The 25,742-nt window shown below is 48.3% G+C and carries 18 protein-coding genes, 21 tRNA genes and 1 rRNA gene; 37 read left to right on the top strand and 3 right to left on the bottom strand.

What is annotated here, in order from left to right; all coding sequences use genetic code 11:
- Positions 1 to 97 precede the first annotated feature (97 nt).
- From rrf to GCWU000182_RS08670, 31 genes are all read left to right on the top strand, one after another.
- Positions 98 to 213: ribosomal RNA gene (gene rrf / locus GCWU000182_RS08820) — 5S ribosomal RNA — on the top strand.
- A gap of 19 nt (positions 214 to 232) precedes the next feature.
- Positions 233 to 308, top strand: a tRNA-Val gene (locus tag GCWU000182_RS08815).
- 1 nt (position 309) lies between these two features.
- Positions 310 to 382: transfer RNA gene (locus GCWU000182_RS08810), tRNA-Lys, on the top strand.
- A 37-nt stretch (positions 383 to 419) separates the two neighbouring features.
- Positions 420 to 501, top strand: a tRNA-Leu gene (locus GCWU000182_RS08805).
- A gap of 14 nt (positions 502 to 515) precedes the next feature.
- Positions 516 to 591 (top strand) — tRNA-Thr (locus GCWU000182_RS08800).
- 1 nt (position 592) lies between these two features.
- Positions 593 to 664: transfer RNA gene (locus GCWU000182_RS08795), tRNA-Gly, on the top strand.
- Positions 665 to 682: 18 nt separating this feature from the next.
- Positions 683 to 768 (top strand) — tRNA-Leu (locus tag GCWU000182_RS08790).
- Between the two features lie 31 nt (positions 769 to 799).
- Positions 800 to 873: transfer RNA gene (locus GCWU000182_RS08785), tRNA-Arg, on the top strand.
- A 9-nt stretch (positions 874 to 882) separates the two neighbouring features.
- Positions 883 to 956, top strand: a tRNA-Pro gene (locus GCWU000182_RS08780).
- Positions 957 to 966: 10 nt separating this feature from the next.
- A tRNA-Ala gene (locus GCWU000182_RS08775) sits at positions 967 to 1,039 on the top strand.
- A 14-nt stretch (positions 1,040 to 1,053) separates the two neighbouring features.
- Positions 1,054 to 1,127, top strand: a tRNA-Met gene (locus GCWU000182_RS08770).
- A gap of 7 nt (positions 1,128 to 1,134) precedes the next feature.
- Positions 1,135 to 1,208, top strand: a tRNA-Ile gene (locus GCWU000182_RS08765).
- 24 nt (positions 1,209 to 1,232) lie between these two features.
- A tRNA-Ser gene (locus GCWU000182_RS08760) sits at positions 1,233 to 1,322 on the top strand.
- A 9-nt stretch (positions 1,323 to 1,331) separates the two neighbouring features.
- Positions 1,332 to 1,404, top strand: a tRNA-Met gene (locus GCWU000182_RS08755).
- 4 nt (positions 1,405 to 1,408) lie between these two features.
- Positions 1,409 to 1,479 (top strand) — tRNA-Gly (locus GCWU000182_RS08750).
- Positions 1,480 to 1,496: 17 nt separating this feature from the next.
- Positions 1,497 to 1,570 (top strand) — tRNA-Ile (locus tag GCWU000182_RS08745).
- Between the two features lie 23 nt (positions 1,571 to 1,593).
- A tRNA-Ser gene (locus tag GCWU000182_RS08740) sits at positions 1,594 to 1,682 on the top strand.
- 25 nt (positions 1,683 to 1,707) lie between these two features.
- A tRNA-Glu gene (locus GCWU000182_RS08735) sits at positions 1,708 to 1,779 on the top strand.
- Between the two features lie 12 nt (positions 1,780 to 1,791).
- A tRNA-Ser gene (locus GCWU000182_RS08730) sits at positions 1,792 to 1,881 on the top strand.
- Between the two features lie 9 nt (positions 1,882 to 1,890).
- Positions 1,891 to 1,963: transfer RNA gene (locus GCWU000182_RS08725), tRNA-Met, on the top strand.
- A 2-nt stretch (positions 1,964 to 1,965) separates the two neighbouring features.
- Positions 1,966 to 2,041: transfer RNA gene (locus tag GCWU000182_RS08720), tRNA-Asp, on the top strand.
- 1 nt (position 2,042) lies between these two features.
- A tRNA-Gly gene (locus GCWU000182_RS08715) sits at positions 2,043 to 2,113 on the top strand.
- Positions 2,114 to 2,294: 181 nt separating this feature from the next.
- Positions 2,295 to 4,043: an ABC transporter ATP-binding protein gene (locus GCWU000182_RS08710; RefSeq protein ID WP_023392460.1), complete on the top strand. Its 1,749-nt coding sequence runs from the start codon at positions 2,295 to 2,297 to the stop codon at positions 4,041 to 4,043.
- Positions 4,033 to 5,904 (top strand): ABC transporter ATP-binding protein, encoded by a 1,872-nt coding sequence (locus GCWU000182_RS08705; protein ID WP_023392459.1) that lies wholly within the window; start codon positions 4,033 to 4,035, stop codon positions 5,902 to 5,904. The genes GCWU000182_RS08710 and GCWU000182_RS08705 overlap by 11 nt, the downstream gene beginning before the upstream one ends.
- A gap of 926 nt (positions 5,905 to 6,830) precedes the next feature.
- Positions 6,831 to 7,472: a GTP pyrophosphokinase gene (locus tag GCWU000182_RS08700; protein ID WP_023392457.1), complete on the top strand. Its 642-nt coding sequence runs from the start codon at positions 6,831 to 6,833 to the stop codon at positions 7,470 to 7,472.
- Positions 7,453 to 8,166, top strand: a complete 714-nt coding sequence (locus GCWU000182_RS08695) for a response regulator transcription factor (protein WP_023392456.1) — start codon at positions 7,453 to 7,455, stop codon at positions 8,164 to 8,166. The genes GCWU000182_RS08700 and GCWU000182_RS08695 overlap by 20 nt, the downstream gene beginning before the upstream one ends.
- A 2-nt stretch (positions 8,167 to 8,168) precedes the next feature.
- The gene (locus tag GCWU000182_RS08690) at positions 8,169 to 9,467 is read left to right on the top strand and encodes a sensor histidine kinase (protein WP_023392455.1); all 1,299 of its coding nucleotides are present in this window, start codon (positions 8,169 to 8,171) and stop codon (positions 9,465 to 9,467) included.
- Positions 9,468 to 9,546: 79 nt separating this feature from the next.
- On the top strand, positions 9,547 to 10,161 hold the full coding sequence (locus tag GCWU000182_RS08685) for an SAP domain-containing protein (RefSeq protein ID WP_023392454.1): 615 nt from the start codon (positions 9,547 to 9,549) through the stop codon (positions 10,159 to 10,161).
- A gap of 305 nt (positions 10,162 to 10,466) precedes the next feature.
- Entirely contained in the window at positions 10,467 to 11,387 is a 921-nt protein-coding gene (locus tag GCWU000182_RS08680) for an FAD:protein FMN transferase (RefSeq protein WP_172863482.1), read from the top strand.
- A gap of 27 nt (positions 11,388 to 11,414) precedes the next feature.
- A complete protein-coding gene (locus GCWU000182_RS08675) occupies positions 11,415 to 12,023 on the top strand; it encodes an NADPH-dependent FMN reductase (RefSeq protein WP_023392452.1) in 609 nt (202 codons plus the stop codon).
- Between the two features lie 27 nt (positions 12,024 to 12,050).
- A complete protein-coding gene (locus tag GCWU000182_RS08670) occupies positions 12,051 to 13,298 on the top strand; it encodes an NAD(P)H-dependent oxidoreductase (protein ID WP_023392451.1) in 1,248 nt (415 codons plus the stop codon).
- A gap of 106 nt (positions 13,299 to 13,404) precedes the next feature.
- Here GCWU000182_RS08670 and GCWU000182_RS08665 read toward each other — a convergent pair whose 3' ends face one another.
- Positions 13,405 to 14,220, bottom strand: coding sequence for a helix-turn-helix domain-containing protein (locus tag GCWU000182_RS08665; protein WP_023392450.1), 816 nt, complete (start codon positions 14,218 to 14,220; stop codon positions 13,405 to 13,407).
- A gap of 227 nt (positions 14,221 to 14,447) precedes the next feature.
- On the opposite strand from GCWU000182_RS08665, the gene GCWU000182_RS08660 reads away from it, so the two are divergent.
- Both GCWU000182_RS08660 and GCWU000182_RS08655 read left to right on the top strand, forming a co-directional pair.
- A complete protein-coding gene (locus tag GCWU000182_RS08660) occupies positions 14,448 to 15,539 on the top strand; it encodes an aldose epimerase family protein (protein WP_051372961.1) in 1,092 nt (363 codons plus the stop codon).
- 71 nt (positions 15,540 to 15,610) lie between these two features.
- Positions 15,611 to 16,789, top strand: a complete 1,179-nt coding sequence (locus tag GCWU000182_RS08655; protein WP_023392448.1) for an iron-containing alcohol dehydrogenase — start codon at positions 15,611 to 15,613, stop codon at positions 16,787 to 16,789.
- 279 nt (positions 16,790 to 17,068) lie between these two features.
- Here the strand turns inward: GCWU000182_RS08655 and GCWU000182_RS08650 are convergent, their stop codons facing one another.
- The gene (locus tag GCWU000182_RS08650; protein ID WP_156905306.1) at positions 17,069 to 17,356 is read right to left on the bottom strand and encodes a nucleotide pyrophosphohydrolase; all 288 of its coding nucleotides are present in this window, start codon (positions 17,354 to 17,356) and stop codon (positions 17,069 to 17,071) included.
- A gap of 14 nt (positions 17,357 to 17,370) precedes the next feature.
- On the bottom strand, positions 17,371 to 19,017 hold the full coding sequence (locus GCWU000182_RS08645) for a DUF2075 domain-containing protein (RefSeq protein WP_023392446.1): 1,647 nt from the start codon (positions 19,015 to 19,017) through the stop codon (positions 17,371 to 17,373).
- 120 nt (positions 19,018 to 19,137) lie between these two features.
- Here GCWU000182_RS08645 and GCWU000182_RS08640 point away from each other — a divergent pair, with 120 nt between their 5' ends.
- The 4 genes from GCWU000182_RS08640 (at position 19,138) to GCWU000182_RS10115 (ending at position 25,288) form a co-directional block, all read left to right on the top strand.
- A complete protein-coding gene (locus tag GCWU000182_RS08640) occupies positions 19,138 to 19,740 on the top strand; it encodes a recombinase family protein (RefSeq protein WP_035364854.1) in 603 nt (200 codons plus the stop codon).
- Between the two features lie 127 nt (positions 19,741 to 19,867).
- Positions 19,868 to 20,554 carry a DNA methyltransferase family protein gene (locus GCWU000182_RS08635; protein ID WP_035364853.1) on the top strand — a complete coding sequence of 229 codons (687 nt, stop codon included), beginning with the start codon at positions 19,868 to 19,870 and terminating at the stop codon, positions 20,552 to 20,554.
- Positions 20,555 to 20,562: 8 nt separating this feature from the next.
- Complete coding sequence (locus GCWU000182_RS08630; RefSeq protein WP_035364927.1) at positions 20,563 to 24,927, top strand: Eco57I restriction-modification methylase domain-containing protein; 4,365 nt, start codon at positions 20,563 to 20,565, stop codon at positions 24,925 to 24,927.
- 256 nt (positions 24,928 to 25,183) lie between these two features.
- A complete protein-coding gene (locus GCWU000182_RS10115) occupies positions 25,184 to 25,288 on the top strand; it encodes a putative holin-like toxin (protein ID WP_246269769.1) in 105 nt (34 codons plus the stop codon).
- The last annotated feature ends 454 nt before the right edge of the window (positions 25,289 to 25,742 follow it).

Raw genomic sequence — 25,742 nt, 5'->3', positions numbered from 1 at the left:
TACTAATCGGTCGAGGTCTTAACCACAAGATTTGAGGTTAGGTTTGAGGTTATTCAGTTTTGAGTGTGCAAGCACTCAATAGAAGACAACACCCAAGTGTGGTGATTATGGCAAGAAGGACACACCTGTTCCCATTCCGAACACAGTAGTTAAGCTTCTTAGCGCCGATGGTAGTTGGACCTTTGGTCCTGTGAGAGTAGGTCGTTGCCATGCTGGGTGAACTTGTCTTGATGGAGGTTTAGCTCAGCTGGGAGAGCATCTGCCTTACAAGCAGAGGGTCAGCGGTTCGATCCCGTTAACCTCCACCATGAGTCATTAGCTCAGTTGGTAGAGCATCTGACTTTTAATCAGAGGGTCACAGGTTCGAGCCCTGTATGACTCATTCTCTATTAAATGCGTCTTAGAGAATGAAAAAGCCAGCGGATGTGGCGGAATTGGCAGACGCACCAGATTTAGGATCTGGCGCCTTAGGGCGTGGGGGTTCAAGTCCCTTCATCCGCATTAACAACTTAATAGCCGGCTTAGCTCAGTTGGTAGAGCATCTGATTTGTAATCAGAGGGTCGAGGGTTCAAGTCCTTTAGCCGGCACCACGCGGAAATAGTTCAGAGGTAGAACATCACCTTGCCAAGGTGGGGGTCGCGGGTTCGAATCCCGTTTTCCGCTTAGCCAATAATGGCCCTTGCCGGGGTGGCGGAATTGGCAGACGCACAGGACTTAAAATCCTGCGGGTAGTGATACCCGTACCGGTTCGACCCCGGTCCTCGGCATTCAAGCTTAGGCTTGGAAATAACTGAATAGGCACCCATAGCTCAATTGGATAGAGTACTTGACTACGAATCAAGCGGTTGCAGGTTCGACTCCTGCTGGGTGTATTATATAAACGGGAAGTAGCTCAGCTTGGTAGAGCACTTGGTTTGGGACCAAGGGGTCGCAGGTTCGAATCCTGTCTTCCCGATTATATTAATGGGGCCTTAGCTCAGCTGGGAGAGCGCCTGCTTTGCACGCAGGAGGTCAGCGGTTCGATCCCGCTAGGCTCCATTTTTTTATATATTGGCGGTGTAGCTCAGCTGGCTAGAGCGTCCGGTTCATACCCGGGAGGTCAGGGGTTCGATCCCCTTCGCCGCTATAGACATGGACCTTTAGCTCAGGTGGTTAGAGCAGGCGGCTCATAACCGCCCGGTCGTAGGTTCGAGTCCTACAAGGTCCATTCTCTTGCCAGTTTGGGCATAATGGAGGATTACCCAAGTCCGGCTGAAGGGAACGGTCTTGAAAACCGTCAGGCGTGTAAAAGCGTGCAAGGGTTCGAATCCCTTATCCTCCTTTCCATTATCGCGGAGTGGAGAAGTTGGCATCTCGTCGGGCTCATAACCCGAAGGTCGCAGGTTCGAGTCCTGCCTCCGCAATATTGCGGGTGTAGTTTAGTGGTAAAACCACAGCCTTCCAAGCTGTTGTCGCGAGTTCGATTCTCGTCACCCGCTTAACTTTATATAATGAAGGGCCTATAGCTCAGCTGGTTAGAGCGCACCCCTGATAAGGGTGAGGTCGATGGTTCGAGTCCATTTAGGCCCATTGCAATAAAATATTAGAATGGTGGGGAAGTACTCAAGAGGCTGAAGAGGCGCCCCTGCTAAGGGTGTAGGTCGGGTAAACCGGCGCGAGGGTTCAAATCCCTCCTTCTCCGTTCTTTTTATTGCCTTAACTTAGCTGGTCCGTTGGTCAAGTGGTTAAGACACCGCCCTTTCACGGCGGTAACACGGGTTCGAATCCCGTACGGATCATTATCATATCTCGGAGGATTACCCAAGTCCGGCTGAAGGGAACGGTCTTGAAAACCGTCAGGCGTGTAAAAGCGTGCAAGGGTTCGAATCCCTTATCCTCCTTAATAAAATCGCGGGGTGGAGAAGTTGGCATCTCGTCGGGCTCATAACCCGAAGGTCGCAGGTTCGAGTCCTGCCCCCGCAATAGGTTCCGTGGTGTAGGGGTTAACATGCCTGCCTGTCACGCAGGAGATCGCGGGTTCAAATCCCGTCGGGACCGCCATGCGGGTGTAGTTTAGTGGTAAAACTACAGCTTCCCATGCTGTCGTCGCGAGTTCGATTCTCGTCACCCGCTTCGCATACTAGAGTAGCTTGAGCTGCTCTTTTTTTATGTTCTTGGCTCTATTCTTGCACATGAATGGAAGATTCTATATAATAAGTATGTACAATAGTTTGAGACCTCCCTACAGCTAGGCTGTCAGGGGCTTTTCTATTTTAATGAAGGGATACTCGGTATCCGATACTAGGAGGTAGTTATGTTTCAGTCTTTGCTTGCTGAGATTAAGGAGTACAAGAAACCCTCATTCTTAGCATCCTTTTATATGTTTCTGGAAGTCATTTTTGAGATTTCCATTCCCTTTGTCATGGCCCTACTCTTAGACAAGGGCGTGCAGATGGGGGATATGCGGCAGGTGGCCTTTTATGGTGGCCTCATGCTGGTCTGCGCCTTTTTATCCCTCTTCTGTGGCATGCAGTCTGCCCGCTATGGAGCTTTTGCTTCGGCTGGCTTTGCCAAGAACTTGCGTAAGGCCCTTTTCGCCAAGGTGCAGTCCTTCTCCTTCGAGAATATCGACCGCTTCTCTTCAGGGGGCCTGGTTACCCGTATGATGACTGACGTGACCAACGTGCAGAATTCCTATCAAATGATTATCCGGGTTGGCGTACGGGCACCGCTTAACTTGATTTTTGCCATCTGGGCGACCTTCCTCATTAATGGTCAGATGGCTATGATCTTTGTCTGGGTAGCTCTATTCTTAGGGAGTATACTAGCCCTTATTCTTAAGATTGTCTATCCACTCTTTACCGAGGTCTTTAAGGCTTACGATAATCTCAATAGTAGTATCCAAGAGAACATCACCAATATGCGGGTGGTGAAGTCCTATGTTAAGGAAGCCCAGGAGACTACTAAGTTTCAAACTGCTTCTGGCAGAATCTACCGCATGTTCATGAAGGCTATTAATGTCAGCGTCTTAAGCACGCCAGCCATGATGTTGTCCATGTATGCATCCTTCCTTATGATTTCTTGGATGGGGGCCCATCTCATTGTGGTCGGCAACATGTCGACCGGGGAATTAACTTCTATGTTCTCCTACACCATGACCATTCTCATGTCCCTCATGATGCTCATGATGATTTTCGTCATGCTAGTCTTATCTATTGCGTCAGTTGAACGGATTAATGAAGTCCTCAAGACCCAGTCTACCATTGTATCGCCTGAAAATGGCTTGACTCAAGTGGCCGATGGCAGTGTTGAATTCCAAGAGGTCAGCTTTGCCTATACGGATGAAAATGGCGACAAGGCCCATGTCTTAGAAGGCATCAACCTCAGCATTCAGTCTGGTGAGGTCATCGGGATTTTAGGGGGAACCGGGTCCGGTAAATCCAGTCTAGTTCAACTCATTCCGCGCCTCTACGATGTGGAAGCCGGTGCTGTCAAGGTGGGCGGGCAGGATGTCCGTGACTACGACCTAGATAGCCTGCGTCGCCAAGTAGCCATGGTCTTGCAGACCAATGTGCTCTTTTCCGGGACCATTAAGGAAAATATGCGCTGGGGTAAGAAGGATGCTAGCGACGCCGAAATTGAAGCAGCCTGCAAGCTGGCTCAGGCCCACGAATTTATCTCCGAGTTCAAGGATGGTTACGACACCATGATTGAACGGGGCGGGGCTAACGTGTCCGGTGGTCAGCGCCAACGGCTCTGTATTGCCCGCGCCTTACTCATGAATCCTAAGATTCTGATTCTGGATGACTCCACCTCAGCCGTGGATACCAAGACCGACAGTCTGATTCGTCAGGGCTTGGCTTCTAGTCTCAAGGAGACCACCAAGCTCATTATCGGCCAGCGGATTTCGTCGATTCAAGAGGCCGACCGCATTGTGGTCTTGAATGACGGCAAAATCGATGCCATTGGCAATCATGAGCAGCTGCTAGCAAGCAATGCCATCTACCAAGAAGTTTATCAAATGCAAACCCAAGGAAAGGAGGCGGCCTCAGATGGAGAATAAGAAAAGACGTGGAGATTGGTCGTCTATTATCCGACTCCTCAAATTCATGTGGCAGGACTACAAGTGGGTCCTCCTAGTCTCCGCTGTCCTGATTGTTATATCAGCCCTAGTGACCGTTAACCTGACCAGTTCTATTCGCTCCTTGGTCGACAATTTCGTCCAACCTATGTTGCAGACGGGCTCTAGTGACTTCGGGCCCCTGCGTGACTTCTTGTTGGGCTTAGCCCTCTTCTGTTTAGTTGGGGTCATGGCCAACTACGGCTTCTCCATTATGATGGCTACTATCTCTCAGGATGCCCTGCGCTCCCTACGCAATCAACTCTTTGAGCGTATGCAGAAGCTACCAGTTAAGTATTTTGACACCCATCCTCATGGGGATATTATGTCTATCTATACTAACGATATCGACGCGCTGCGTCAGGCTATCGAGCAGTCTATTCCCCAGCTCTTCTCGTCTGCCATCACCATGATTGGGGTCACGGTCTCCATGTTGGTAGTCAGTCCCTTGCTCTTCCTAGTGGTGGCCGTCATGCTGGCCATTATGGTCTGGGTCATCAAGACCGTTTCCAGTAAGTCTGGTCGCTATTTTGGCGAGCAACAGAAGAATTTAGGGATTGAGAATGGCTTTATTGAAGAAATGATGGCCGGTCAGAAGGTCATTAAGGCCTTTGTCCATGAAGCAGCCAGCATTGAATCCTTCGACCAAATTAACGAGCAACTCTTCCAATCTTCTTACCTGGCCAACCGTTTTTCTAACGTCCTTATGCCAATCCTAGGGAACTTGGGTAATGTCTCCTTCGTCTTGACTTCCATTGCAGGGGGCTTTATGGCTCTGAATGGGGTAGGCGGCCTGACCATTGGTGGCCTTATGTCCTTCCTGCAACTCAACCGTTCCTTTATCGGACCGATTGCTCAGGTCTCCCAACAGCTTAACTTTGTCCTTATGGCATCGGCTGGGGCAGACCGCATCTTCAATTTGCTAGATGAGGAGCCTGAAGTCAACCAAGGGAAGGTAAGCCTGGTTAATGCAGAAGAAGTCGACGGTAAGCTGGTCGTGACTGATCAGAAGACTAAGCGCTGGGCTTGGAAACATCCGCGTCCACAAGGCCAATACGAGTTGGTGCCTTTGGTAGGGAAGGTGGTCTTCAACAATGTAGACTTCTCCTATGATGGCAAGAAGCAGATCCTGCACGACATCAAGCTCTACGCTGACAAGGGTCAGAAGGTGGCCTTCGTCGGGGCAACTGGGGCAGGTAAGACGACTATTACTAACTTGATCAATCGCTTTTACGATATCCAGTCAGGTTCTATTACCTATGACGGCATCGACGTCAAGCTGATTGACAAGGACTCCCTGCGTAAGTCTCTGGGCATCGTCTTGCAGGATACCCACCTCTTTACCGGGACTATCGCAGAAAATATCGCCTACGGTCGAGAAGACGCCAGTCGCGAGGAGATTCTGGAGGCGGCTCGCATCGCCAACGTCGATTCCTTCGTCAAGCATCTGGATCAGGGCTATGAAACCATGCTGACGGACGACGGGGCCGGCCTCTCCAACGGCCAACGCCAGTTGATTGCCATTGCCCGTGCGGCCTTGGCTGATGCGCCTGTCCTCATTCTGGATGAGGCTACCTCATCCATCGACTCGCGGACCGAAAAAATGGTGCAAGAAGGTCTGGACCGCCTCATGGCCGGTCGCACCGTCTTCGTCATCGCCCACCGTCTGTCCACCATCGTCAACTCTGACGTCATCATGGTCATGGACCACGGCCGCATTATCGAACGCGGCAACCACGCCTCCCTCATGGCCGAGCGAGGCACCTACTACCGCCTCTACACCGGCGGCCTAGAAATCGACTAAAGGCAGTCAGTAAGCAGGGAAGCAGCTTCCCTGCTTTTTTGTGTGGGGAAATGGGCTGGGGAGCTTGGAAATAGAGCCAAAACGAGTAGAAGGCTGTGAGCTAGTGGTCCACTTTTGAGAGTGGACCACTAGCTGGGTCGGGAACCAAGGGAAAGGCGCCAAACTGGGGTAGAAGCCGAGAGCCAGTGGACCACTCTGGATAGTGGACCACTGGCTGGGTCGGGAACGGGAAAGGCGCCAAACTGGGGTAGAAGCCGAGAGCCAGTGGACCACTCTGGATAGTGGACCACTAGCTGGGCCGGAAACCTGGTAAAGGGGTCTAAACTGGGATAGAAGCTGAGAGCTAGTGGACCACTTTGTCGAGTGGACTACTGGCTGGGACGGCACCCCAGGAAAAGGGCCCAAACCGGTGTGGAAGTCGTGAGCCAGTGGACCACTTTTTGGAGTGGACCACTAGCTAGGTCTGGAACCTAGTAAAAGGGTGCAAACCGGGGTAGAAGCCTCGAGCTAGTGGACCACTTTGGAGAGTGGACCACTAGCTGGGCCGGAAACCTAGGAGAAGGGCTCAAACCGGGGTAGAAGCCGCGAGCCAGTGGTCCACTTTGAAGAGTGGACCACTAGCTAGGTCGGGAACCTGGTAAAAGGGCCCAAACTGGGATGAAAGCGTGAGCCAGTGGACCACTTTGTCGAGTGGACCACTAGCTAGGTCTGGAACCTAGGAAAAGGCGCCAAACTAGGCAAAAAGGCATGAGCCAATGGCCAGCCTAGCTAGCACAATATTGCCAGCCGCGCAACAAATCATGCCAGCCACTTCTCGCAAGATTTATCTTAAGATGTAAATTTCTTAGAAGAAAATGTGTTGTAAAGCACAAAAGGCTAGTGAGATGTTATAATAGGGGCAAGAAGCTTTGCGAGGAGGTGACGTCATGTCACATCAGGAAATATATGGCGACTACGGGGCCTACCTAGCGCCGATAATGCAAGACTTGATTAGAAAACTGGAAGACTATAATAAGGAGAACAAGGCTGCCACGGGCTTCAAGCTCTATGAGCACCTGATTTACCGGGTCAAGGCCGAGGACTCGATGCGAGACAAGTGCCAGCGCAAAGGCCTAGATCAGACGCCACAGTCAGCCCTTAAGGTTATTCGCGATGCCATTGGCGTCCGCATTGTCACGGGCTTTGTCGAAGATATCTATCACCTAGTCGACCGCCTGCGCCAGGAAGCCGGCTATAAGGTGGTGGAGGAGAAGGACTACATCAGCCAGGTCAAGCCCAACGGCTACCGCTCCTACCATGTCATTTTAGAGGTGGAGACCGACTATCCGGATTGTCAGGGGCAGACGCCGGGTCGCTATTACATCGAGGTTCAGCTCAGAACCATCGCCATGGATTCCTGGGCCAGCCTAGAGCATCAGATGAAATACAAGCATGATATTGCCAATCCGGAGCGCATCAGTCGCGAGCTCAAACGCTGCGCCGACGAGCTAGCCTCCTGTGATTTGACCATGCAGACCATACGACACTTAATCCAAGGGGGTGAGGTCCATGCGGATCCTGCTAGCTGAAGATGAACAACAATTGGCCCGGGTCGTGATGACGGCCTTAGCCCATGAAGGTTATCAGGTGGACTGGGCTAAGGACGGCCAGCAAGCGGTCCAACTGGCCCAGCAGACGGTCTATGATCTCATGATTCTGGACATTATGATGCCAGTCAAGGACGGCATTGAGGCCCTCAAGGAAATTCGAGCCAGTGGCCACACCAATCACGTCATCATGCTGACGGCCATGGCCGAAGTCGACGACCGGGTGACTGGCCTGGACGCCGGAGCCGACGACTATCTGACCAAACCCTTTTCACTCAAAGAACTCCTGGCCCGCCTACGCTCTATGTCTCGCCGGGTGGATCACTATGAGGCGCCGCAACTGGCCCTAGGCAACACCCAACTCAAGCTAGAAGAAATGGAAGTATCAGCCAACAACGCCATTCGTCTGGCCGGCAAGGAAGCCAAACTCCTAGCCCTACTCATGAAGAATCCAGGCAAGGCCCTGTCCCAAACCTATATCTATGACCATGTCTGGGCCGATGAAGCAGGCCCAGCCGACTATGAGCTAGTCAATGTCTATCTGGCCTACTTGGTCCAAAAGCTACTCAGTATCCGCTCCAATCTCCAGATTGTGGGCCAACCAAGCGGACCCTACCAGTTGCTAGTGGAAGCCGCGCCAACCGAGCCTAGCCAGAGCCTGGAAGGGGGTGACTAGCCATGTTCCGCAAGCTGCGTTTCCAATTTATCGCCATTACGACTCTGGCTATTACCCTCATCCTCATGACCCTAGTCGGCGTCATCAACACGGTCCGCTACCTGCAGACCGAGCACGATATTCAGGCCGTGCTAGACTTATTGACGGAAAATAATGGGACCATCCCCGACACCAATGAGAACCGCCAGACCTTTGACCGCCAGTTTGTCAGCCAGGGGACCCTCTATAACTTTAACTACTTTAGCGCCCGCATCAAGGCCAACGAGGCCATTATTAATCCGGGTACGGCCAACCACCTGACCTCGGAACAAATTCAAGGCTTTGTGGATCAGTCGGGCCTGCAATCCTTCCGCGACCGGGGCTATCTGGAAGAAGATGGGCGCTACTTCTCCTATCGCATTAGTCCCGTCTCCGAGACGGAGCGCCTGGTCGTCTTCTTCGAGACCACTCAGGCCTTCCGTGACCGTTGGGCCCTCCTGGTCCTCTCCATCCAAATCGCAGCCATCAGCTGGCTGGCCTTTGTGGTGGTGGTGACCATCTTCTCGGGCCTGGCCATCCGGCCCTTTGTCCGCAATTATGACAAGCAACGCGCCTTCATTACTAATGCCGGCCATGAGCTCAAGACGCCACTGGCGGTCATTGCGGCCAATAATGAGCTGCAGGAGCTCTTGACTGGCGAAACCGAATGGACCCAGAGCACCAAGGATCAGGTCGTCCGCCTAGATCATTTGATTGCTAAATTAATCCGCCTGGCCCGGCTAGAAGAACGCAAGGACCAGGCACCTGTCACGGTGGACTTTAGCCAACTAGTCCAACGGGTCTCCCACAACATGTCGGCCCTTTGGGAACAAGAAGGCCTGCATTATGAGGCCGACATTCAAGAAGGCATCAGCCTGCAAGGGGTGCCCGACGACCTCTATGAACTGGTCAGCATCCTTCTGGACAATGCCCGCAAGTACTGCGACCCTCAGGGGACTGTGCGCCTGCAACTGGCCAACTACAAGCCTTGGCTGAGAAAGGGGCGGGCGGTTCTAACCGTCTCCAACGATTATGCCGCCGGCCAGGGCCAGGACTATCGTCTCTTCTTCGACCGCTTCTATCGGTCCGACCAGTCCCGCACCCGACAAGTGGCGAGCCCAGAGGAGTCAGACTCAGACTCGGCGCCAGCAGGAGGGGAGGCCAAGCCCGCCCAAGGCTACGGCATCGGCCTGTCCATGGCCCAAAACATTGTCAGCCTGCATCGGGGCAAAATCAGCGTCCATTACAAGGACGGGGTCATCCGCTTTGTGGTCAGCCTCTAAAGCGCCTATTGAGTGTGTTTGCCTAAGGACATGATGGAGAGATGACAAAGCAAATTAGTGTTGAGGAGCTAAAGAACGGATGGAATCGAGACCCGACTTTGATAAAATTGCATCATTTGATCAGTTTAATAAATACTATTGGTACCGTGAAGAAATGTCACAGATCTGCAAGTCCTTAGGATTAGAATACAGAGGGACCAAACAAGAACTCAACCACATTATTGAAGCCTACTTCAAAGGCCATTTCATTAAGAAATCACCAAGAAAAAAGGTCAAGAAGCAGGTTGAAAATATTAGCTTAGATAGTCCCTTACTTGAATGTGGTTTTTCCTTTAATGCCAAGTTCAGAGAATATTTCGCTACTGTGACGGGCGTCTCGCCCTTTAAATTTACGGCGGATATGGCGACTGCCTGGCGGAAAGTCAAAAGCGAAAAAGACCGCAACTTTACCATCCAGGACTTGCTGAAGGTCTATTATGGCCAATCAGATTATGCCAAGTATGATCATTCTGTTTGTCAATGGAATCAGTTTTTAAAGGATTTCTGCGCCGATAAAAACAGTGGCCACTACTCAAACAAGTTAAAAGTAGCGGCCATTCTCTGGAAAGAAGTCAGAGATTCGGACAAGGAAAAAATCTATTCAAGCAATCTCTTAAGGGACTACGAAGATAAGATAAAAGACTATCGCCAGTAGGCAAGGCCCAACTGATTAAAGCAAAGACAGAACAGTAAACCATTCGGTTTACTGTTTTTCTTTGCCTAAAAATGCTTAAGGACAAAGTCGCTCTAGCCCTAAATTTAAGCTGATGGGCGAAGGATTCCTAGTGGCTCTCTACTCTAACTAGCGCCACCTTCGGCCCCCCTTGCAAGCAAGGACTTAGCTCAGCTAGGTGGCAGATTAGCCCACCCTCAGGATTGGTTCTAGAATAACTTGTGAAAACGCTGTAAGGGTGCTATAATAGGAGTGGATGTTTGTATAACACGGAGGGGAGTGGTGAATTGCCTTATATCAAACGTGTCATTCATTTGATGGGTGCGACAATTGCCATTTCACTGGCAGACTCGGAAGATCCGAGCCTCCTCGATGCGGTGGAAGAACGTCTACATACCTATAATATGCGCTTTAGTGCCAATGATGCGCGCTCGGAGCTCATGCAGGTCAACCTGCAAGCAGGCTTGGCCCCAGTGACCGTTCATCCCGAGCTCTTCGAGCTCATTCAACTGGGACGGACCCACAGCCTAGCCCCTGGTAGCCATCTCAATATCGCCATAGGGCCCTTGGTCCAAACCTGGCGGATTGGCTTTAAAGATGCCCGCGTCCCAAGCCCACAGGAAATTCAAGCGGCCTTGGCCCTCACGGACCCAGCCAATATCCTCATGGATGAGGACAAGTTGGAAGTCCAGCTGGCCTTGCCCGGCATGAAGCTGGACCTTGGCGCCCTAGCCAAAGGTTATATCGCCGACCGCCTCAAGGATTTCTTGTTAGCGCAGGGAGTCCAATCAGCCTTGATTGACTTAGGCGGTAATATTCTGACCATTGGCCAGAATCAAGACCGGCAGCAAGCTTGGCAGATTGGCATTCAGAATCCCTTGGCGGCACGGGGCCAACACCTCATGGTCTTGCCTATTGTGGACCAATCGGTGGTGACCTCAGGCATCTATGAGCGGACCCTATCGCGCGGAGGTCAGACCTACCACCACATACTGGATCGCCAGACGGGTTATCCTATGACCAGCCCCATTGCCAGCCTGACCATTATTGCCCAGCATTCCGTCGATTGCGAAATCTGGACAACTCGCCTCTTTGGCGACATGCCAGCGGATATCCTGGCCCAGGTCGAGGCTCAGACCGGTCTAGAGGCTGTCTTAGTCACCCAAGACCAACACATCTACCATACTTCCGGTCTCAAGCGAGACTGAACATTCTAAGTATAGAGAGGAACACTTATGACAAAATTTATTGCACTTGTTGGGACTAACTTCCAACGTTCCACTAACCGTCGTTTGCTTCAATACATGCAGAAGCATTTTGCTGATAAGGCAGAAATCGAACTCGTTGAGATTCAAGATATCCCACTCTTCAACAAACCAGCTGACAAGCAAGTTCCAGAGCTCGTTAAGGAAATTGCGGCTAAAATCGATGCAGCTGATGGGGTTATCATCGGGACACCTGAATACGACCACGCTATTCCAGCGGTCTTAATGAGCGCCTTGGCTTGGCTCTCTTATGGGATTTACCCACTCTTGAATAAACCAGTTATGATTACCGGGGCTTCTTACGGGACCTTAGGTTCTTCACGGGCTCAATTACAATTACGCCAAATCCTGGACTCCCCAGAATTGAAGGCTAACGTGATGCCTGGTTCAGAATTCCTCTTGTCACACTCCTTACAGGCCTTTGACAAGAAGGGCAACCTGATTGACCTAGACACCATTAAGAAATTAGACGCCATCTTCGATGATTTCCGTTTATTCGTGAAGATTACGCAAAAGCTGAAAAGCGCGCAAGATCTGCTCCACAAAGAAGCGGAAAACTTTGACTGGGAAAACCTATAACATACGTGACGAGAAGGGAAGAAAACTATGAAATTTGTCGGACTTGTTGGTTCAAACGCTGAACAATCCTATAACCGTAAATTATTAGAGTTTATCCGCCGGGAATTCAAACTCAAATTCGAATTAGAAGTGTTGGAAATTGATGAAGTACCTCTCTTCAATCAAGAAAGCAAATGGGATGATAGCTTCCAACTTCGTTTCTTATACAACAAAATCACACGTGCGGATGGGGTCATTATCGCAACCCCAGAACACAACCACACCATTACGGCAGCTTTGAAGAATGTCTTGGAATGGTTGTCTTATGAAGTACACCCATTTGAAAGCAAACCTGTCATGATCGTAGGGGCTTCCTACCATGATCAAGGGACTTCACGTGCCCAAGTTCACCTACGCAAGATCTTGGACGCGCCAGGGGTGAACGCTTATACCTTACCAGGGAATGAATTCCTATTAGGTAAAGCCAAAGAAGCCTTCGACTTGAACGGTAACATCACCAACGAAGGCACGGTTAAGTTCTTAGGCTCTTGCTTGGATAACTTCGTTAAGTATGTGGAGGTCGTTTCTAAATTGAAGAAACCAAAACCAATCGAGCCTGAAGACTTAGATGTAACTAACCCAATCGCGACTACCATCCAAGGGGTGGATCCAGATGATCCAGAATGGGTAGAAAAAGCAGCTGAGCTTGTAGGGGCAGTCTCTGGCGATACTTACGTCAAGTTAGACCACGGGATTCTGACCGTTAACCAAATCGACATGTTCCTTAAGGCTATGCCTTTCGAGCTGACTTATGCCGATGATAACAACCAATTCCTCTACTACAACAACGCTCACCAAGATCCTAACACCATGTTCGCTAAACGCGTGCCATCTCAATCAGGTAGCCGCTTATCAACCGTTCACAACTCCTTGCCTGCTGCGCGGATGAAGAACGTTGAGTGGGTAGTTGGGGTTCTCCGTAACGGGGACCAAGAATACGTACGGACTATCGTACCGGGTTCACCTGAAGGGGTTATTAACACCCACAACTACCAAGCTATGTACTACCCAGATGGGTCTTACGCTGGGATCAACGAGATTGTCTTCAACTTCCAACCATGGTTAGACTGGTACTTACAATCTACTGGTCAACGCCTCGTTGGCGGTAACGGCACTGTTGCCCCTGGCCCACACGGTGGCGGCCATGCCGATGCGACTTCTGGTGCTTCTGATGCGCCAGACAGCCACGGTGGCGGCGGCGGCCATGCTGACGCTACTTCTGGCGCCAGCAACTAATTAAGCCTATTAATGACAAGGGCGCTCGACTCAGTCGGGCGCTCTTCTTGTATTTGTGGCATAAAAAAAATCCCTGCCGCAGCAGGGATAAAAGTCAAATTTAGCCTTATAATGGCACCGTGTTAGCTGAGTAGCGTTTGCGGTATTGAGAAGGCGTACAGTGGTTGTTCTCCTTGAAGGTCTTGGAGAAGTGAGAAGGTGAGTGGAAGCCAACCCGGTCTGAGATATCAGAGACGGTAATGTTAGACTTAGCCAATAGCTTCTCTGCTTCTTCTAAGCGAACGTGAATCAGGTAGTCAATTGGTGACAAGCCAGTTTGTTGCTTGAAGAGGCGAATCAGGTAGTATTTATTGATATCCACCAAGTCAGACAACTCTTCCAAGGTAATCTTCTTAGAGTAGTTCTTGCGGATATAATTTTGGAGCACGTCAATCTCATTATGCTTAGCTTGGAGGCTGGCGTCCTTGATTGATAATTCGTTGTGACGTAAGAGATGAATCATCACACACTCAATCAACTTTTTCATGATGAGGTCGGAACCGCGGAAACGGTTGGACTCTTCAATCAGAGCCAAGTCCAAGTAGTACTTGAGAGTTGGGTTAGGATGGGATGCCACAAATAATTGTGAGCTAGAGTTGGCTTCCTGTGAGGAAGTGAAGACAACACCGGATAGGGCAATGCAGATCCAGTCAATCTTCCGAATTGGATCAAGGGTAATGGTGGTGCCTGGGTTCAGGATAATGACATCACGCTTCTTAATCTCGTGTTGTTCATATTCTGAGTGACAAATACCCGCGCCTTTGTTAACATAGAAAATTAATAAATCTTCTGATGCTATTTTGTGATGCTCGTTGGCAGGTAATTGCTGAGTTGTAATCGAAGTTAGCTTGACTGATGCAGAATTTACATTCGAAATATACATAAAAAGCAATCTCCTTTCTGTTTTTGAGCGAACGTGCAATGTTCTACTATAATAATACACCATTTAAATTAAAATTGGAACCCGTACCATTGAGTTTCCCATTAAATTTTAATTAAACTTCTCCAAAATATTGGTTAGCAGGCCAAGTTCCATGATTTTTGCTGTTGTCTCATGGTGCTAAAAAGTGGTATAGTTATATTGTAAACGGTTTAACGGAGGAATTCAAGATGTATGTAAAGGAAATATCAAAAAATTTTACAGATAAAAAAGTCACGGAAATTCTGGTAGAAAATCAGCAGGGCTTACGGGCAAGCTTCTGCACCCTGGGCGCCCGAATTAGTGACCTGTCAATTCCTAGTCAAAATGGGCGGGAATCCTTGATTCTCAGTCTGACCCATTTAGAGGACGAAGCCACTTACCATACCTATTATGGGGCCACAGTGGGACGGGTAGCCGGCCGCATTGGGCCTGAGCCTTTGAGCTTAGGGCAGGAAGCCTTGGCCTTGACGCCTAACGAAGGAACTACCCATTTGCATGGGGGACCAGAGGGCCTAGATCTTGCTAACTGGGACTATGAAATTGAAGAGGGAGCGGACCAAGTCTCCGTCATCTTCAGCCTAGTGGACCCAGCTGGCCACAATGGCTATCCAGGTAACTTGTCAGCCCGGGTCATCCATAGCCTGGACCAGGACAATTGCTGGACCGTTCGCTATGAGGCTAGCATCGATGCGCCTAGCTATTGGAACCCGACCAACCATGTTTACTTCAATCTCAACGGCAATGCTCAAGCGCCCATCACTAACCATATCTTACAAGTTGAGGCCAGCCACATGATTCCGCTGACCCCAGCTGGCCTGCCCCTAGGGGGGACTTGGGCCTTGGATCAGCATCCAGGCTTGGACTTGCGTTTAGCGGACCAGACCTTAGGCCAGGTCAATGACCGCCACCCTCAGGAAGAGCAGCTAGCCATCCGGGGGAATGGGCTGGACCATGCCTATGTCTTGGATGCCCCGGTGCCAGTCGGCCAGGCCCATGCCTTGGGCCATGGCCAGGAAGTCGCACCTCAAGGCACTTTAATCGAGCCGGCTAGCGGTCGCCAGGTCAAGGTTTGGACCGACCGGCCATGCGCGGTCATCTATACCCATAACCACCAAGTTCCAGGCCTTATCTTGGGTGGCAAGGAGCAGGTGCCTTATATCGGTGTCAGCTTCGAAACCCAGGTGGCGCCTGACGCCCCTCACCATCCCGACATGGGCTCGATTGTCCTGACGCCAGACCAGCCCGCCCTGAGCGAGACTTGTTTCAAATTAACTTGGTAGGCTAACTGAGCTTGCCAGCCTAGCTTCCTCATTTCCCTTCCCCCAGCTTTACCCTAGAAAGGAAGAAATTTATGGATAACTTTATTTACGACATTCCGACCAAGCTCTACTTCGGCCGTGGCCAAATCTCCCATCTGCCAGAACTAGTCAAGGCCAAGGGCCGGCGCGTCCTCCTGGTCTACGGCGGAGGCTCCATTAAGAAGATAGGCCTCTATGATACCATTTTGGAGCTCTTGTCCGACTGCCAAATCGTGGAGCTAGCTGGCGTGGAACCTAATCCCCGCATTGAGTCCGTTCGCCAAGGGGCAGCCCTCTGCAAGGAGCACGACATTGAGGTTATCCTGGCCGTAGGGGGTGGCTCTACTATTGACTGCTCCAAGGTCATTGCGGCGGCCGCTTGCTATGAGGGGGATGCCTGGGACCTAGTGCTAGACCCAAGCAAGATTAGACAAGCCCTGCCGCTCATTGATGTCTTGACCCTGTCAGCGACCGGGACCGAGATGAATACGGGGGCGGTCATTACGAATTTCGAGACAGATGATAAGAAGGGGACGGGCGCCTATGTCCTCTATCCTTACGCTTCGATCTGCGACCCGACCTACACCTTCACGGTCTCAGCCTACCAGACGGCTTCCGGGACTGCTGATATCATGTCCCATACCTTCGAGAATTATTTCCAACATCAAGAAGCCTTCATCCAAGAACGCCTAGCCGAGGCTATTCTGTCTTGCTGCATCCGCTATCTGCCGGTCGCGTTGGCGAATCCTGATGACTACGAGGCCCGGGCCAACCTCATGTGGGCTTCCACCATGGCCCTCAACGGCCTGACTTCCAAAGGCCGGGCCGGTGCCTGGACCTGTCACGCGATTGAGCATCTGCTGTCGGCCTACTATGACATTACCCACGCAGTCGGCCTAGCTATTCTGACCCCGCGTTGGATGGCCTATGTTTTAAATGACCAGACAGTGGACCGCTTCGCCCACTATGCCCGCACCGTCTGGCTAGTGCCCGAGCAGGCCGATAAATACCAAATGGCCAAGGCCGGCATCGAAGCTACTTACCAATTCTTCGAAGACCTGGCCCACCTGCCCATGACCCTGCCAGAAGTCGGCATCGATGACGCCAAATTCGATGTCATCTCTGAACGTGTGGCGCCTCGCCTGACGGCTAGCTATGTGCCGCTAGCAGCGAAAGATGTACGGGCTATTCTAGAAGACTGCCTGACACCTAGCGTGACCTATCGGAGTTAGGAGCAAGTGACATGTTTGGCGCCAGTGGTCCACTCGGCCGAGTGGACCACTGGCTAGGCCAAGAAGTGCCAAAAAGCTACTAAAAAGGCAGAAAACTAGGGAGCTAGTGGTCCACTCCGTCGAGTGGTCCACTGGCTAGGCCAGGAAGCGCCAAAAAGCCACTAAAAAGGTAGAAAAGAAGGGAGCTAGTGGTCCACTTTGTTGAGTGGACCACTAGCTCCTTTGCGAGTTTTATAAACAAAGTAAGAAGCAGCTAGCCCTGACAGCTAGCTGCTTCTTTTATTCATTCGGTGCCGGATACTTAACAGCGTTCTTAACTAACTTTTCCCGGATAATCTGATTAATATCGAGGCCTAGGTTATCGGCTAACATATAGGTGTAAATGAGGACGTCCGCTAACTCCTCTTTGATATGTTCCAACTCAGGGCCGTTGACGTCCTCGGGCGCCCGCCACTGATAAATTTCCATAAGCTCAGCTGCTTCAATAGCAACCGACATGGCTAGGTCTTTTTCATTATGAAAGGGACGCCAGTTGCGTGCATCACGGAAGGCGTTGATTTCGTCCATAATGGTCATTGATATCACTCCTCTGTGGATTTTGTTGCGGCTTGTAGAGCCAGTAATTTGTCTCGTAGTCGTGGATTAACAGCATAAAGGTAGAGACCTTTGACACCGCGCTTGAGCAGGACATTCAAGGAATTGAGAATCATCTGTTCCAAGGCCTGGGCATAGGTGTCATCGTCCATATCAGCCCGCCGGACCTTGGCGCCACGGTCCATGTAACGGTTAGGGTCCACGACAATCCGGTCCATCTCAGGATCATAGTCGACCGAAGGACCAATCACCACGCCAGCATAGTTGAGGTCGAAGCCTTGAATGGTGTAGATAGAGCCTACTTCACGGATGGTTTCAGGACGCTCGGCCCAAGTTTTGTTATCTACAGTTGAGTTCCAAGGCAGGTTAATCCCACCTGGATCAACTAGATAACTATTGCCATCCTTCTTATGCTCATAGTCGAAAGTACCAATGATGCGAGACAGCCCTAGAATTTGGTCCTTCTCCCAAATCATATCCTTGAAACGACTTGGATCCGCTACTACCTGGAAGTCAAAGCCATCCCTCTCTGGCCAAGGCGACAGACGGCGCTGGTCCACTAAGTCATCAATCCAATCAATGACAGCGCCAGCCCCCTGCATACGGAACTGGTCGGTCAGATGGAAATGATGGAGCTTGAGCTCGCTCCCTATAACGGCAGAGAGGCGTTCTTTGTCCCAGTGGCTTTTCACCTTGAGAACTTGCTTAGAGTCAAAGATACAGACCACTATTTTGGCTAACTTGAGAATCTCGCTTAGGTGGTTGTCCTGCCTGAAATTATTGTAGGCATCAGACTGAGACAAGAGCAAATGAGCCTCATCAATCAGGACAATATCGACTTCCTGACCCTTGTTAATGAAGGGGGTGGGCTTGTCGAAGGAATTCTTCTTGAGATTGGGCAAGCCGGCAGCGATAGCCTTATAGGTCTTCAGCATCTCGCTATGGTTGACTAGGAGCCGGCTCTTCACCCCATGGAAAGGAGAACTCTTATCCGCAGCCAAATCTGCCAGCCGATGCATAATGGCTGAGAGGACAACGCTCTTGCCAGTTCCAGCCTCGCCTTCGATTAGGAAGAGATGATGCTGGTTGTCGGAGAGTGCTTGTTGGGAGAAGTTGAGCACTTCATCTTTAATGGCTTGTTGGGCAGTAGACAGTGTTTTGAATGGCGACAACTTAAAGATGTCCTTATTTTCTATTTCATCTATGGTGTGGTTGACAAGGTTCTTGGCTCGTAAAGTTTCCCATAGTCGGGGAAAGAGCTCTTGCTGGAAGTAGGCCTTGTTAGCATAATTAGCTGTCTTCTTCTGCTTGGTCTGACTCCGGTTCTGCAACTTATATTTCTCATCCGCTAGGAAATAGTTAATGAGTTTGGTTTCGAAGTCATAGGTAGCGGACTTATGGAAGTCCTGGTTCCCAATTAGAAGTGTCTGGGTCATCTTGCAGCGACGCAGATCTTTTAGGTGCGCTTTCATGCGCTTAGGCATCTGGTCTGTTTCACCAATATAGGCATCAGGGCGACGCTTGTCCGTATTATGTAGAATATAGATAATGGGGTAGTTTGTAAGTAACTCTTCTGTAATTTGTCCAATCGAGTCCTTGTCAAATCGTACTTCTTCAAGTATAAAATCCGCCATTAGGCCACCGCCTTGTCTGAGCTATGGGTCCGAGAAACCGAGGTTTTTCGGACTAGAGGTGACCTATGCTATGGTGAAGCCAGCACTACTAACTAGATGAGTGCAAAAAGGAGTATGAAAATGACAAAGAAATATGGCTATGTACGGGTATCGACTGCTCAGCAGAAAACGGATATCCAATATGAAGAACTGCGGCACTACGGCGTCTGCCAAATATTCGTCGACAAGACAAGTGGCACTACAACTGAGAATCGGGAAGCTTTGCAGAATCTTTTGGAGATAGCACAGCGCGGAGATGAGGTGGTTGTTACCAAAATTGACCGACTAGCACGTAGCATTATCGACCTTAATCAAATAGTGACTACTCTCAACAGTAAAGGTGTTCAAGTGAGGTTTTTACAAGACAATTTGATCTTCGAAGCTCACGAAAAACCAAGTCCCTTAAGCTTGCTGATGTTCAACATATTAGGGGCATTTGCTCAGTTCGAACGTGACTTGATTATCGAACGTACAGGGGCAGGAATTGAGAAAGCAAGACTGAATGGTATTAAGTTAGGCCGACCACGAGAACACTATGACCGAATTGAAAGGGCACTAGAGCTATATCTAAATCGGCCGCAAAATCAATTGTCAATCCAAGAAATTCTTCAACTGACCCAGGTTAAAAAATCCAAGTTTTACTACTACCTAAACCAACTAAAAAAAGGCAATCTTAACCTCTAGCAGAAAGTCCAAAAAATGGTATAATAAGTCTTGTGAGAAGGCGCCTAAAACCGCCTTCATTAAATGATAAAAAAAGAGTCCGAAAAACCTCGGGTTTGTGGACTGGGAATGGGAGCTGGGTGAGTGCATGTCAGAGGGATTAATAAAAAGTAAGAAACGCGTCCAGCAGCATGGGGAAGTCTTTACTCCTGCTTGGATGGTGAAGAAGATGCTAGATACTCCAGGCATAAAAGAAGCCTGCGAAAATATTTATGCTACTTTTCTAGAGCCGGCAGCAGGAGATGGCAACTTCCTCTTAGCAATTCTAGAACGGAAGCTGAAGGCTGTAAGAGAACAGTATGATAAACGTAATTGGAAGACCAAGGCACTAGTAGCTCTAGCCTCAATTTATGGCATCGAGTATCTTGCAGACAATCTTGATGTAGCACGCTCGAGGATGTTTAATTACTATCTCGATTGGTATGAAGAGGCTTTTGGTGAGCGACTCAATAGTCAGACCAATATCTACAAATCGGCGAATTATATCATCCACAAGAATATTGTAAGAGGGAATACCTTAACCAAACGTCACCCCATAACTGAAGAGCCAATTCGAATGATTGAATGGCAGAAAGTTCCGGGATATCCGAGCAAAGTTCGAGCTGTTCCTTTTGCCTTTGCTGAATTATTCGGTGAAGAAGTGGAAGAGGAGAAAAAACTTGTAATGGAACAACTTAGCCTCTTTGAATGGGAGGATGAGGTTGCTAGCGAGCCAGAGGTTGAAAGAGTCATAACAGAAATTGAAATACAAAAAGTATACTTATTGGGGGATTAAGGATGAGTGTGGTTTCAAATTTTGATTTTCTAAGTGTCGATTTAGACACAGCGGAATTGTATGCGACTATCAATATGGCGGAAGAAAACTACGCTCAGAAAGACTATGAAGGGACCTTGACCAAAGTCCGTAAAGTCGCGGAAAATACAGCTAAGTTATTTGCTGATCGTGCCTACATTGAATTGGGGGAGCGGGATACTTTCAATGAGATTCTTCGAAAAATTAAGTACTCGATTAATGATAAACATGTTGTGGATTATTTTTACGAGATCAAAGGGAAGGGCAATAATTCTGCCCACGTTCTGAACCCCTCTGACGCAACGCAAGAGAATGCGCTTAGAGCCTTAGAGCATATGTTCTATATCTTAGTCTGGTTCGTTATTAACTATGTTGACGATGAAATTCAAGCTAATTTATTCGATGAATTTTTAGAACCTAAAGCTCAAGCCCTCTACAAAACAGCTGAAAGGAAATTTATCTATGTTCAGACTGTTGACAATGCGAGTGGCCAATTTCCTGCTTTTGATGGTACTTACAAAGTTGGCGAAGGAACCGTTCCAGAAGACGAAGTCGAGGGAGACTGGAGTCCGAATAGCAGTTTCTTACGGAAGTTAGCTCCTAAAAGAATTAAACAATACATGAAGACCTCAGGTCTGCCTTTTATGTTGGGATGGGTTGAACTAGCCTATCGCAAATCAGACAAGACCTGGTTTCATGATTATGATGTCCATAATGTATTAAGACGTTCTGGAATTAAGCATGCGGAATTGCTAGAAGGCAATGAGTGGTTTGATACGGATTTGGAGACAGCTAAATCAGCTATTCAAGCTGTAAAAGATGGTCGTGAATATATCAATGAGTCGGTAGAAGAGAAGACGGCTGTCGTTTTACGTCCAGAACAAGAAGAAGCAGTAGCGAAGACGCGTCAGGCCTTCAAGACTAAGAATACAATGCTCTGGAATGCTAAAATGCGCTTTGGTAAGACGTTAACGGCTCTTCAGTTGGTCAAAGAAGAGGGCTTCCAAAAAGTGCTGATTATGACGCATCGTCCCGTTGTATCAGATTCTTGGTTCCAGGACTTTAAAAAAATGATGATGAACCAAGAAGGTTATGAATATGGTTCAGTGACCCAAGGCGCCTCACTTGAATCACTCAAAAAGGGAAACAAGCCTTTTGTTTATTTTGCTTCCATTCAACTCTTACGTCATAATAATGCGCAAACGAATTTGAGCCAGTTTGCTGAGGTAGACTGGGATCTCATTCTGATTGATGAAGCCCATGAAGGTACCCAGACTCAGCTAAGTGAGCTTGTAATGGAACAGCTAGTCAAAGACAAAACCAAAGTTTTGGAGCTTTCTGGGACCCCCTTTAACCTTTTGGATAAATTTGAAGAAGATCAAGTTTATACCTGGGACTATACCATGGAACAGACGGCTAAGCTTAAGTGGGCGCTCGAGAAACCAAATGAACCAAACCCCTATGAGAAGTTGCCGAAGGTATCTATGTATACCTTCGAGATGAAGAATAAGAAATTTTTAGACGAACGGAAATCTTTTAATTTCAGGGAGTTCTTCCGTACAGATGACTCAGGTTGCCTAGTCCATAAGCAAGAGGTTCGAGCCTTTCTTGATAATATTACCAATCCTGATAGCCGAACAAACTATCCTTTCTCGACCAAGGCCTACCGAGAAGAATTGCGACACACACTTTGGTTATTACCAGGAGTTAAAGAAGCCAACGCCTTAGAAGACCTTATGAAGCAGCATCCAATTTTTGGTAAGGAGTACCAAATTGTTAATGTAGTTCGAGGAAGCGAGCGGGATAGTGACGATGGCGTTGCCAATGAGGCGGACCTGGAAAAAGTGCGTAAGGCGATAACAGATGACCCTTCGCAGACAAAAACCATTACCCTAACGGTTCGTAAGTTAACAACTGGTGTCAATATTCCTGAATGGACGGCCGTTATATTTTTATCCAATACTAACTCTGCTATGAACTATCTACAGGCCGCTTTTCGAGCTCAAACACCGTTTGCTCATGAAAAATTAGGGATGAAGAAACATTGTTATATCTTTGATTTTGCGCCAGATCGAGCTCTGACCGTGATGGCTGAGAGTGCGCAGATCAATTCTGGTGTGGGTAAGAAAAATACACATCAGCAGAAGAAAGCCATGTCTCACCTCTTGAATTTCTTGCCAATTCTTGGTCAAGCAGACAATGGCATGAAAACTTATGATGTTGATCGCATGTTAACTCAATTGAAGAAGGTATATGCAGAAAAAGCTGTACGATCTGGATTTGAAGACGATAGTCTCTACAATGATAAGCTTCTAACCCTAACAGAGGGCGATGCTAAGTTGTTCCAAGACTTGAATGCGATTGTAGGTAAAACGAGCAAACAGAAAACACCTAAAACGATTACGGTGAATGACAATGGTTTGACCGATGAAGAATACGAGAAGGGTGAGAAGAGCAAGAAAAAGAAAAAACGAGATCGCACCCCTGAAGAGCAAGAAGCAATTGATAAAATTAAGAAGGCTAAGCAACAGCGTAAGACCATGATTTCAATCCTGCGAGGGGTATCAACTAAGATCCCTCTCATGATCTATGGGATGGATGTCGATATTCAAGAGGATATCTCGATTGAGGAATTCGTCAAGCAGGTGGATGATAAGTCTTGGAAGGAGTTTATGCCTAAGGGCTTTACTAAGGAGCTGTTCCATGACATCGCACAATTCTATGATGCGGAAGTCTTTGTAGAAGCAGGTCGAATTATTCGACACCGTGCCAAAGAGCTAGACGAGCTGGACTTTATTGAACGTGCAGAGCGGATTGCTGAATTATTTGGCAGTTTCAAGAACCCCGATAAGGAAACCGTCCTCACCCCGTGGCGTGTTGTTAACATGCAAATTGCCAAGGGAATAGGTGGCTTGAACTTCTACGATGATGATTTCCATGCGATGACGGATGGCGGAAGGCCTAACCTACATTGGGTAGAGCGTGAAGTGACTAAGGAAATCTATCACCCAGAAACTAAGATTATTGATATTAACTCCAAGACAGGCCTATATCCCTTGCATGCTGCGATGAGCTTATACTATCAGGCCATGTTAGCCAATGAAGACAAACGATTTATTGATAGACAAGTTTATCAGTCGATCCTAATGAAAAATATCTATGTCATTGCCCAAACTCCAATGGCCAAAACCATTACGGAGCGGACCCTAGCAGGATACAGAGCTTATAAGACGAATGTGGTTTATATTCCGGGGCTAACGGACGTCCTAAAGCAGGATATAGACAAGGGGAAAGAAAAAGTAGAGGAGGCGTTTGGTCACGTGAAATTTGATGTTGTGGTGGGGAATCCGCCGTATCAAGAAACGGATGGAGGGGCTAATGCGAGTGCAAGTCCCACTTACCAATATTTTGTTGGGCTATCGAAATCCTTGAATCCTAATTATATATCTCTCATAATGCCAAGTCGTTGGTATAGTGGAGGAAAAGGCCTGGATAGATTTAGAGACGAGATGTTAAATGACTTTAATATCAGAGAGCTATACGATTTTCAGAATCCCGAAGATGTTTTTCCAAATACAAATATCCGAGGTGGGGTTTGTGTGGTGAACTGGGATAAAAATTGGGATTCAAAGAGAGATTTAACTCGAGTAGTAACATATGAAAACGGAGAAATTAATGAGGATATATACCGTCCTATGAGATATGGAGACTCCGAAATATTCATTAGAGACTACACTTCTATAAAGATACTTGAAAAAGTAAATATGCTAACACCGCTTAGTGAGGGGAGAATATCTGAGTTTGTATCACCACTTAGGCCGCATGGATTTAGAGGTTTCTTTACCAAAGACAAGAGATTCCATGCAGAAGCAAGTGGTTTGGATAACCCAATTCTTTGTTACGGAAAAGGCGTATTAGGTTATGTTGAACGGTCCGATGTTCAAATCAAAACTGAATGGATCGATAGATGGAAAGTCTTTACGGCAAGGGCTAATAATATAGGAACCGAACTGAATGATGACAATTTCAATACAATCATTGGGAAGCCAGGTTCTATCTGTACTGAAACGTATCTTGTGATTGGTGCAGATTTAAGTCTAAATGAGTTGTCTGCGAATAACTTATCAAGATATTTAAGAACAAAGTTTGCTAGATTACTACATGGAGTGGCTAAATCTAGCCACGATGCTACACGAAATACTTATAAATTTATCCCTCTACAAGATTTTAGGGAGAATACTGATATTGATTGGTCTCAATCTTTGGCGGACATAGATGAGCAATTGTATAAGAAGTATAGGTTAGATGAGAAGGAAATAGCTTTTATAGAAGATAAAATAAAAGATATGAACTAGATCTAATTAAGGAAAGTAGATAAGCATATTTCGAACTTGTGGTATAATGAGTATATTTCTAGATGAGCCCACAAAAATGGTGGGCTCTATTCATAACGAAAGTACGAACTATAGTTCGTGTTTGCTCTTCCATATTCCTTGCAATAGGCGTATAATAAACATTGTAGAGAAGTGAAGACGGTGGTGACTCCCACTCAGGAGGAGGTGGTGCCCTATGTGCATCCATCAAAATCTAGAGGGAAGGAGGACACTGAATTTGTCAGCTGAAGCTGTGGTAAGGCTTATCTTGGAATTTGGCACTTTTGTCATTGCCTTGATTGGGCTCTGCCACAAACTCTTCAATAAACACGACAAAAAATAGCCGTCCCCACTTTGACCCGCGGGACGGCTATTTCTTAGTCAAAACCGCATCACCGTCTTATACGGCTCTGCATGGGAGTCGAGGGCGAACTCGACTCCTTCTATGTTTATTATACTGTACAGGTTTGGAAGAAGTCAAATCTCTTTCTCGGGAAAGAAAGCTTTTGGTTAGGGCTTAAAATTCCCTCTGTTAATTCTCCTAGATTTAGGTTAAACTTAAGGTAAGTCATGGTAATCTCCTCTTTCAATGTTGTCGGACAACTACATTGTACTAGAGATTACCTGGCTTTTTTTTACGCATTTTTAAGGGGACGGTATTTTCTGAGCCAGTGGTCCACTCTTTAAAGTGGACCACTGGCTCGGCCGGGACCCTGGAAAAAGCCCCAAAAAGGCCAAAACTCAGTTAGCCAGTGGTCCACTCTTGGAAGTAGACCACTGGCTCGGCCAGGAGCCCG

This window comes from Abiotrophia defectiva ATCC 49176 (assembly GCF_000160075.2).
GTDB lineage: Bacteria > Bacillota > Bacilli > Lactobacillales > Aerococcaceae > Abiotrophia > Abiotrophia defectiva.
The sequence above is the reverse complement of the archived record's forward strand: the minus strand, read 5'-3'. Positions and strand labels throughout refer to the sequence as shown.

What these genes read in the sequence shown, in the direction of transcription:
- GCWU000182_RS08710 (WP_023392460.1), top strand. Translation starts at nt 2,295, where the DNA reads ATGTTTCAGTCTTTGCTTGCTGAGATTAAGGAGTACAAGAAACCCTCA.
- GCWU000182_RS08705 (WP_023392459.1), top strand. Translation starts at nt 4,033, where the DNA reads ATGGAGAATAAGAAAAGACGTGGAGATTGGTCGTCTATTATCCGACTC.
- GCWU000182_RS08700 (WP_023392457.1), top strand. Translation starts at nt 6,831, where the DNA reads ATGTCACATCAGGAAATATATGGCGACTACGGGGCCTACCTAGCGCCG.
- GCWU000182_RS08695 (WP_023392456.1), top strand. Translation starts at nt 7,453, where the DNA reads ATGCGGATCCTGCTAGCTGAAGATGAACAACAATTGGCCCGGGTCGTG.
- GCWU000182_RS08690 (WP_023392455.1), top strand. Translation starts at nt 8,169, where the DNA reads ATGTTCCGCAAGCTGCGTTTCCAATTTATCGCCATTACGACTCTGGCT.
- GCWU000182_RS08685 (WP_023392454.1), top strand. Translation starts at nt 9,547, where the DNA reads ATGGAATCGAGACCCGACTTTGATAAAATTGCATCATTTGATCAGTTT.
- GCWU000182_RS08675 (WP_023392452.1), top strand. Translation starts at nt 11,415, where the DNA reads ATGACAAAATTTATTGCACTTGTTGGGACTAACTTCCAACGTTCCACT.
- GCWU000182_RS08670 (WP_023392451.1), top strand. Translation starts at nt 12,051, where the DNA reads ATGAAATTTGTCGGACTTGTTGGTTCAAACGCTGAACAATCCTATAAC.
- GCWU000182_RS08665 (WP_023392450.1), bottom strand. Translation starts at nt 14,220, where the DNA reads ATGTATATTTCGAATGTAAATTCTGCATCAGTCAAGCTAACTTCGATT.
- GCWU000182_RS08660 (WP_051372961.1), top strand. Translation starts at nt 14,448, where the DNA reads ATGTATGTAAAGGAAATATCAAAAAATTTTACAGATAAAAAAGTCACG.
- GCWU000182_RS08655 (WP_023392448.1), top strand. Translation starts at nt 15,611, where the DNA reads ATGGATAACTTTATTTACGACATTCCGACCAAGCTCTACTTCGGCCGT.
- GCWU000182_RS08650 (WP_156905306.1), bottom strand. Translation starts at nt 17,356, where the DNA reads ATGGACGAAATCAACGCCTTCCGTGATGCACGCAACTGGCGTCCCTTT.
- GCWU000182_RS08645 (WP_023392446.1), bottom strand. Translation starts at nt 19,017, where the DNA reads ATGGCGGATTTTATACTTGAAGAAGTACGATTTGACAAGGACTCGATT.
- GCWU000182_RS08640 (WP_035364854.1), top strand. Translation starts at nt 19,138, where the DNA reads ATGACAAAGAAATATGGCTATGTACGGGTATCGACTGCTCAGCAGAAA.
- GCWU000182_RS08635 (WP_035364853.1), top strand. Translation starts at nt 19,868, where the DNA reads ATGTCAGAGGGATTAATAAAAAGTAAGAAACGCGTCCAGCAGCATGGG.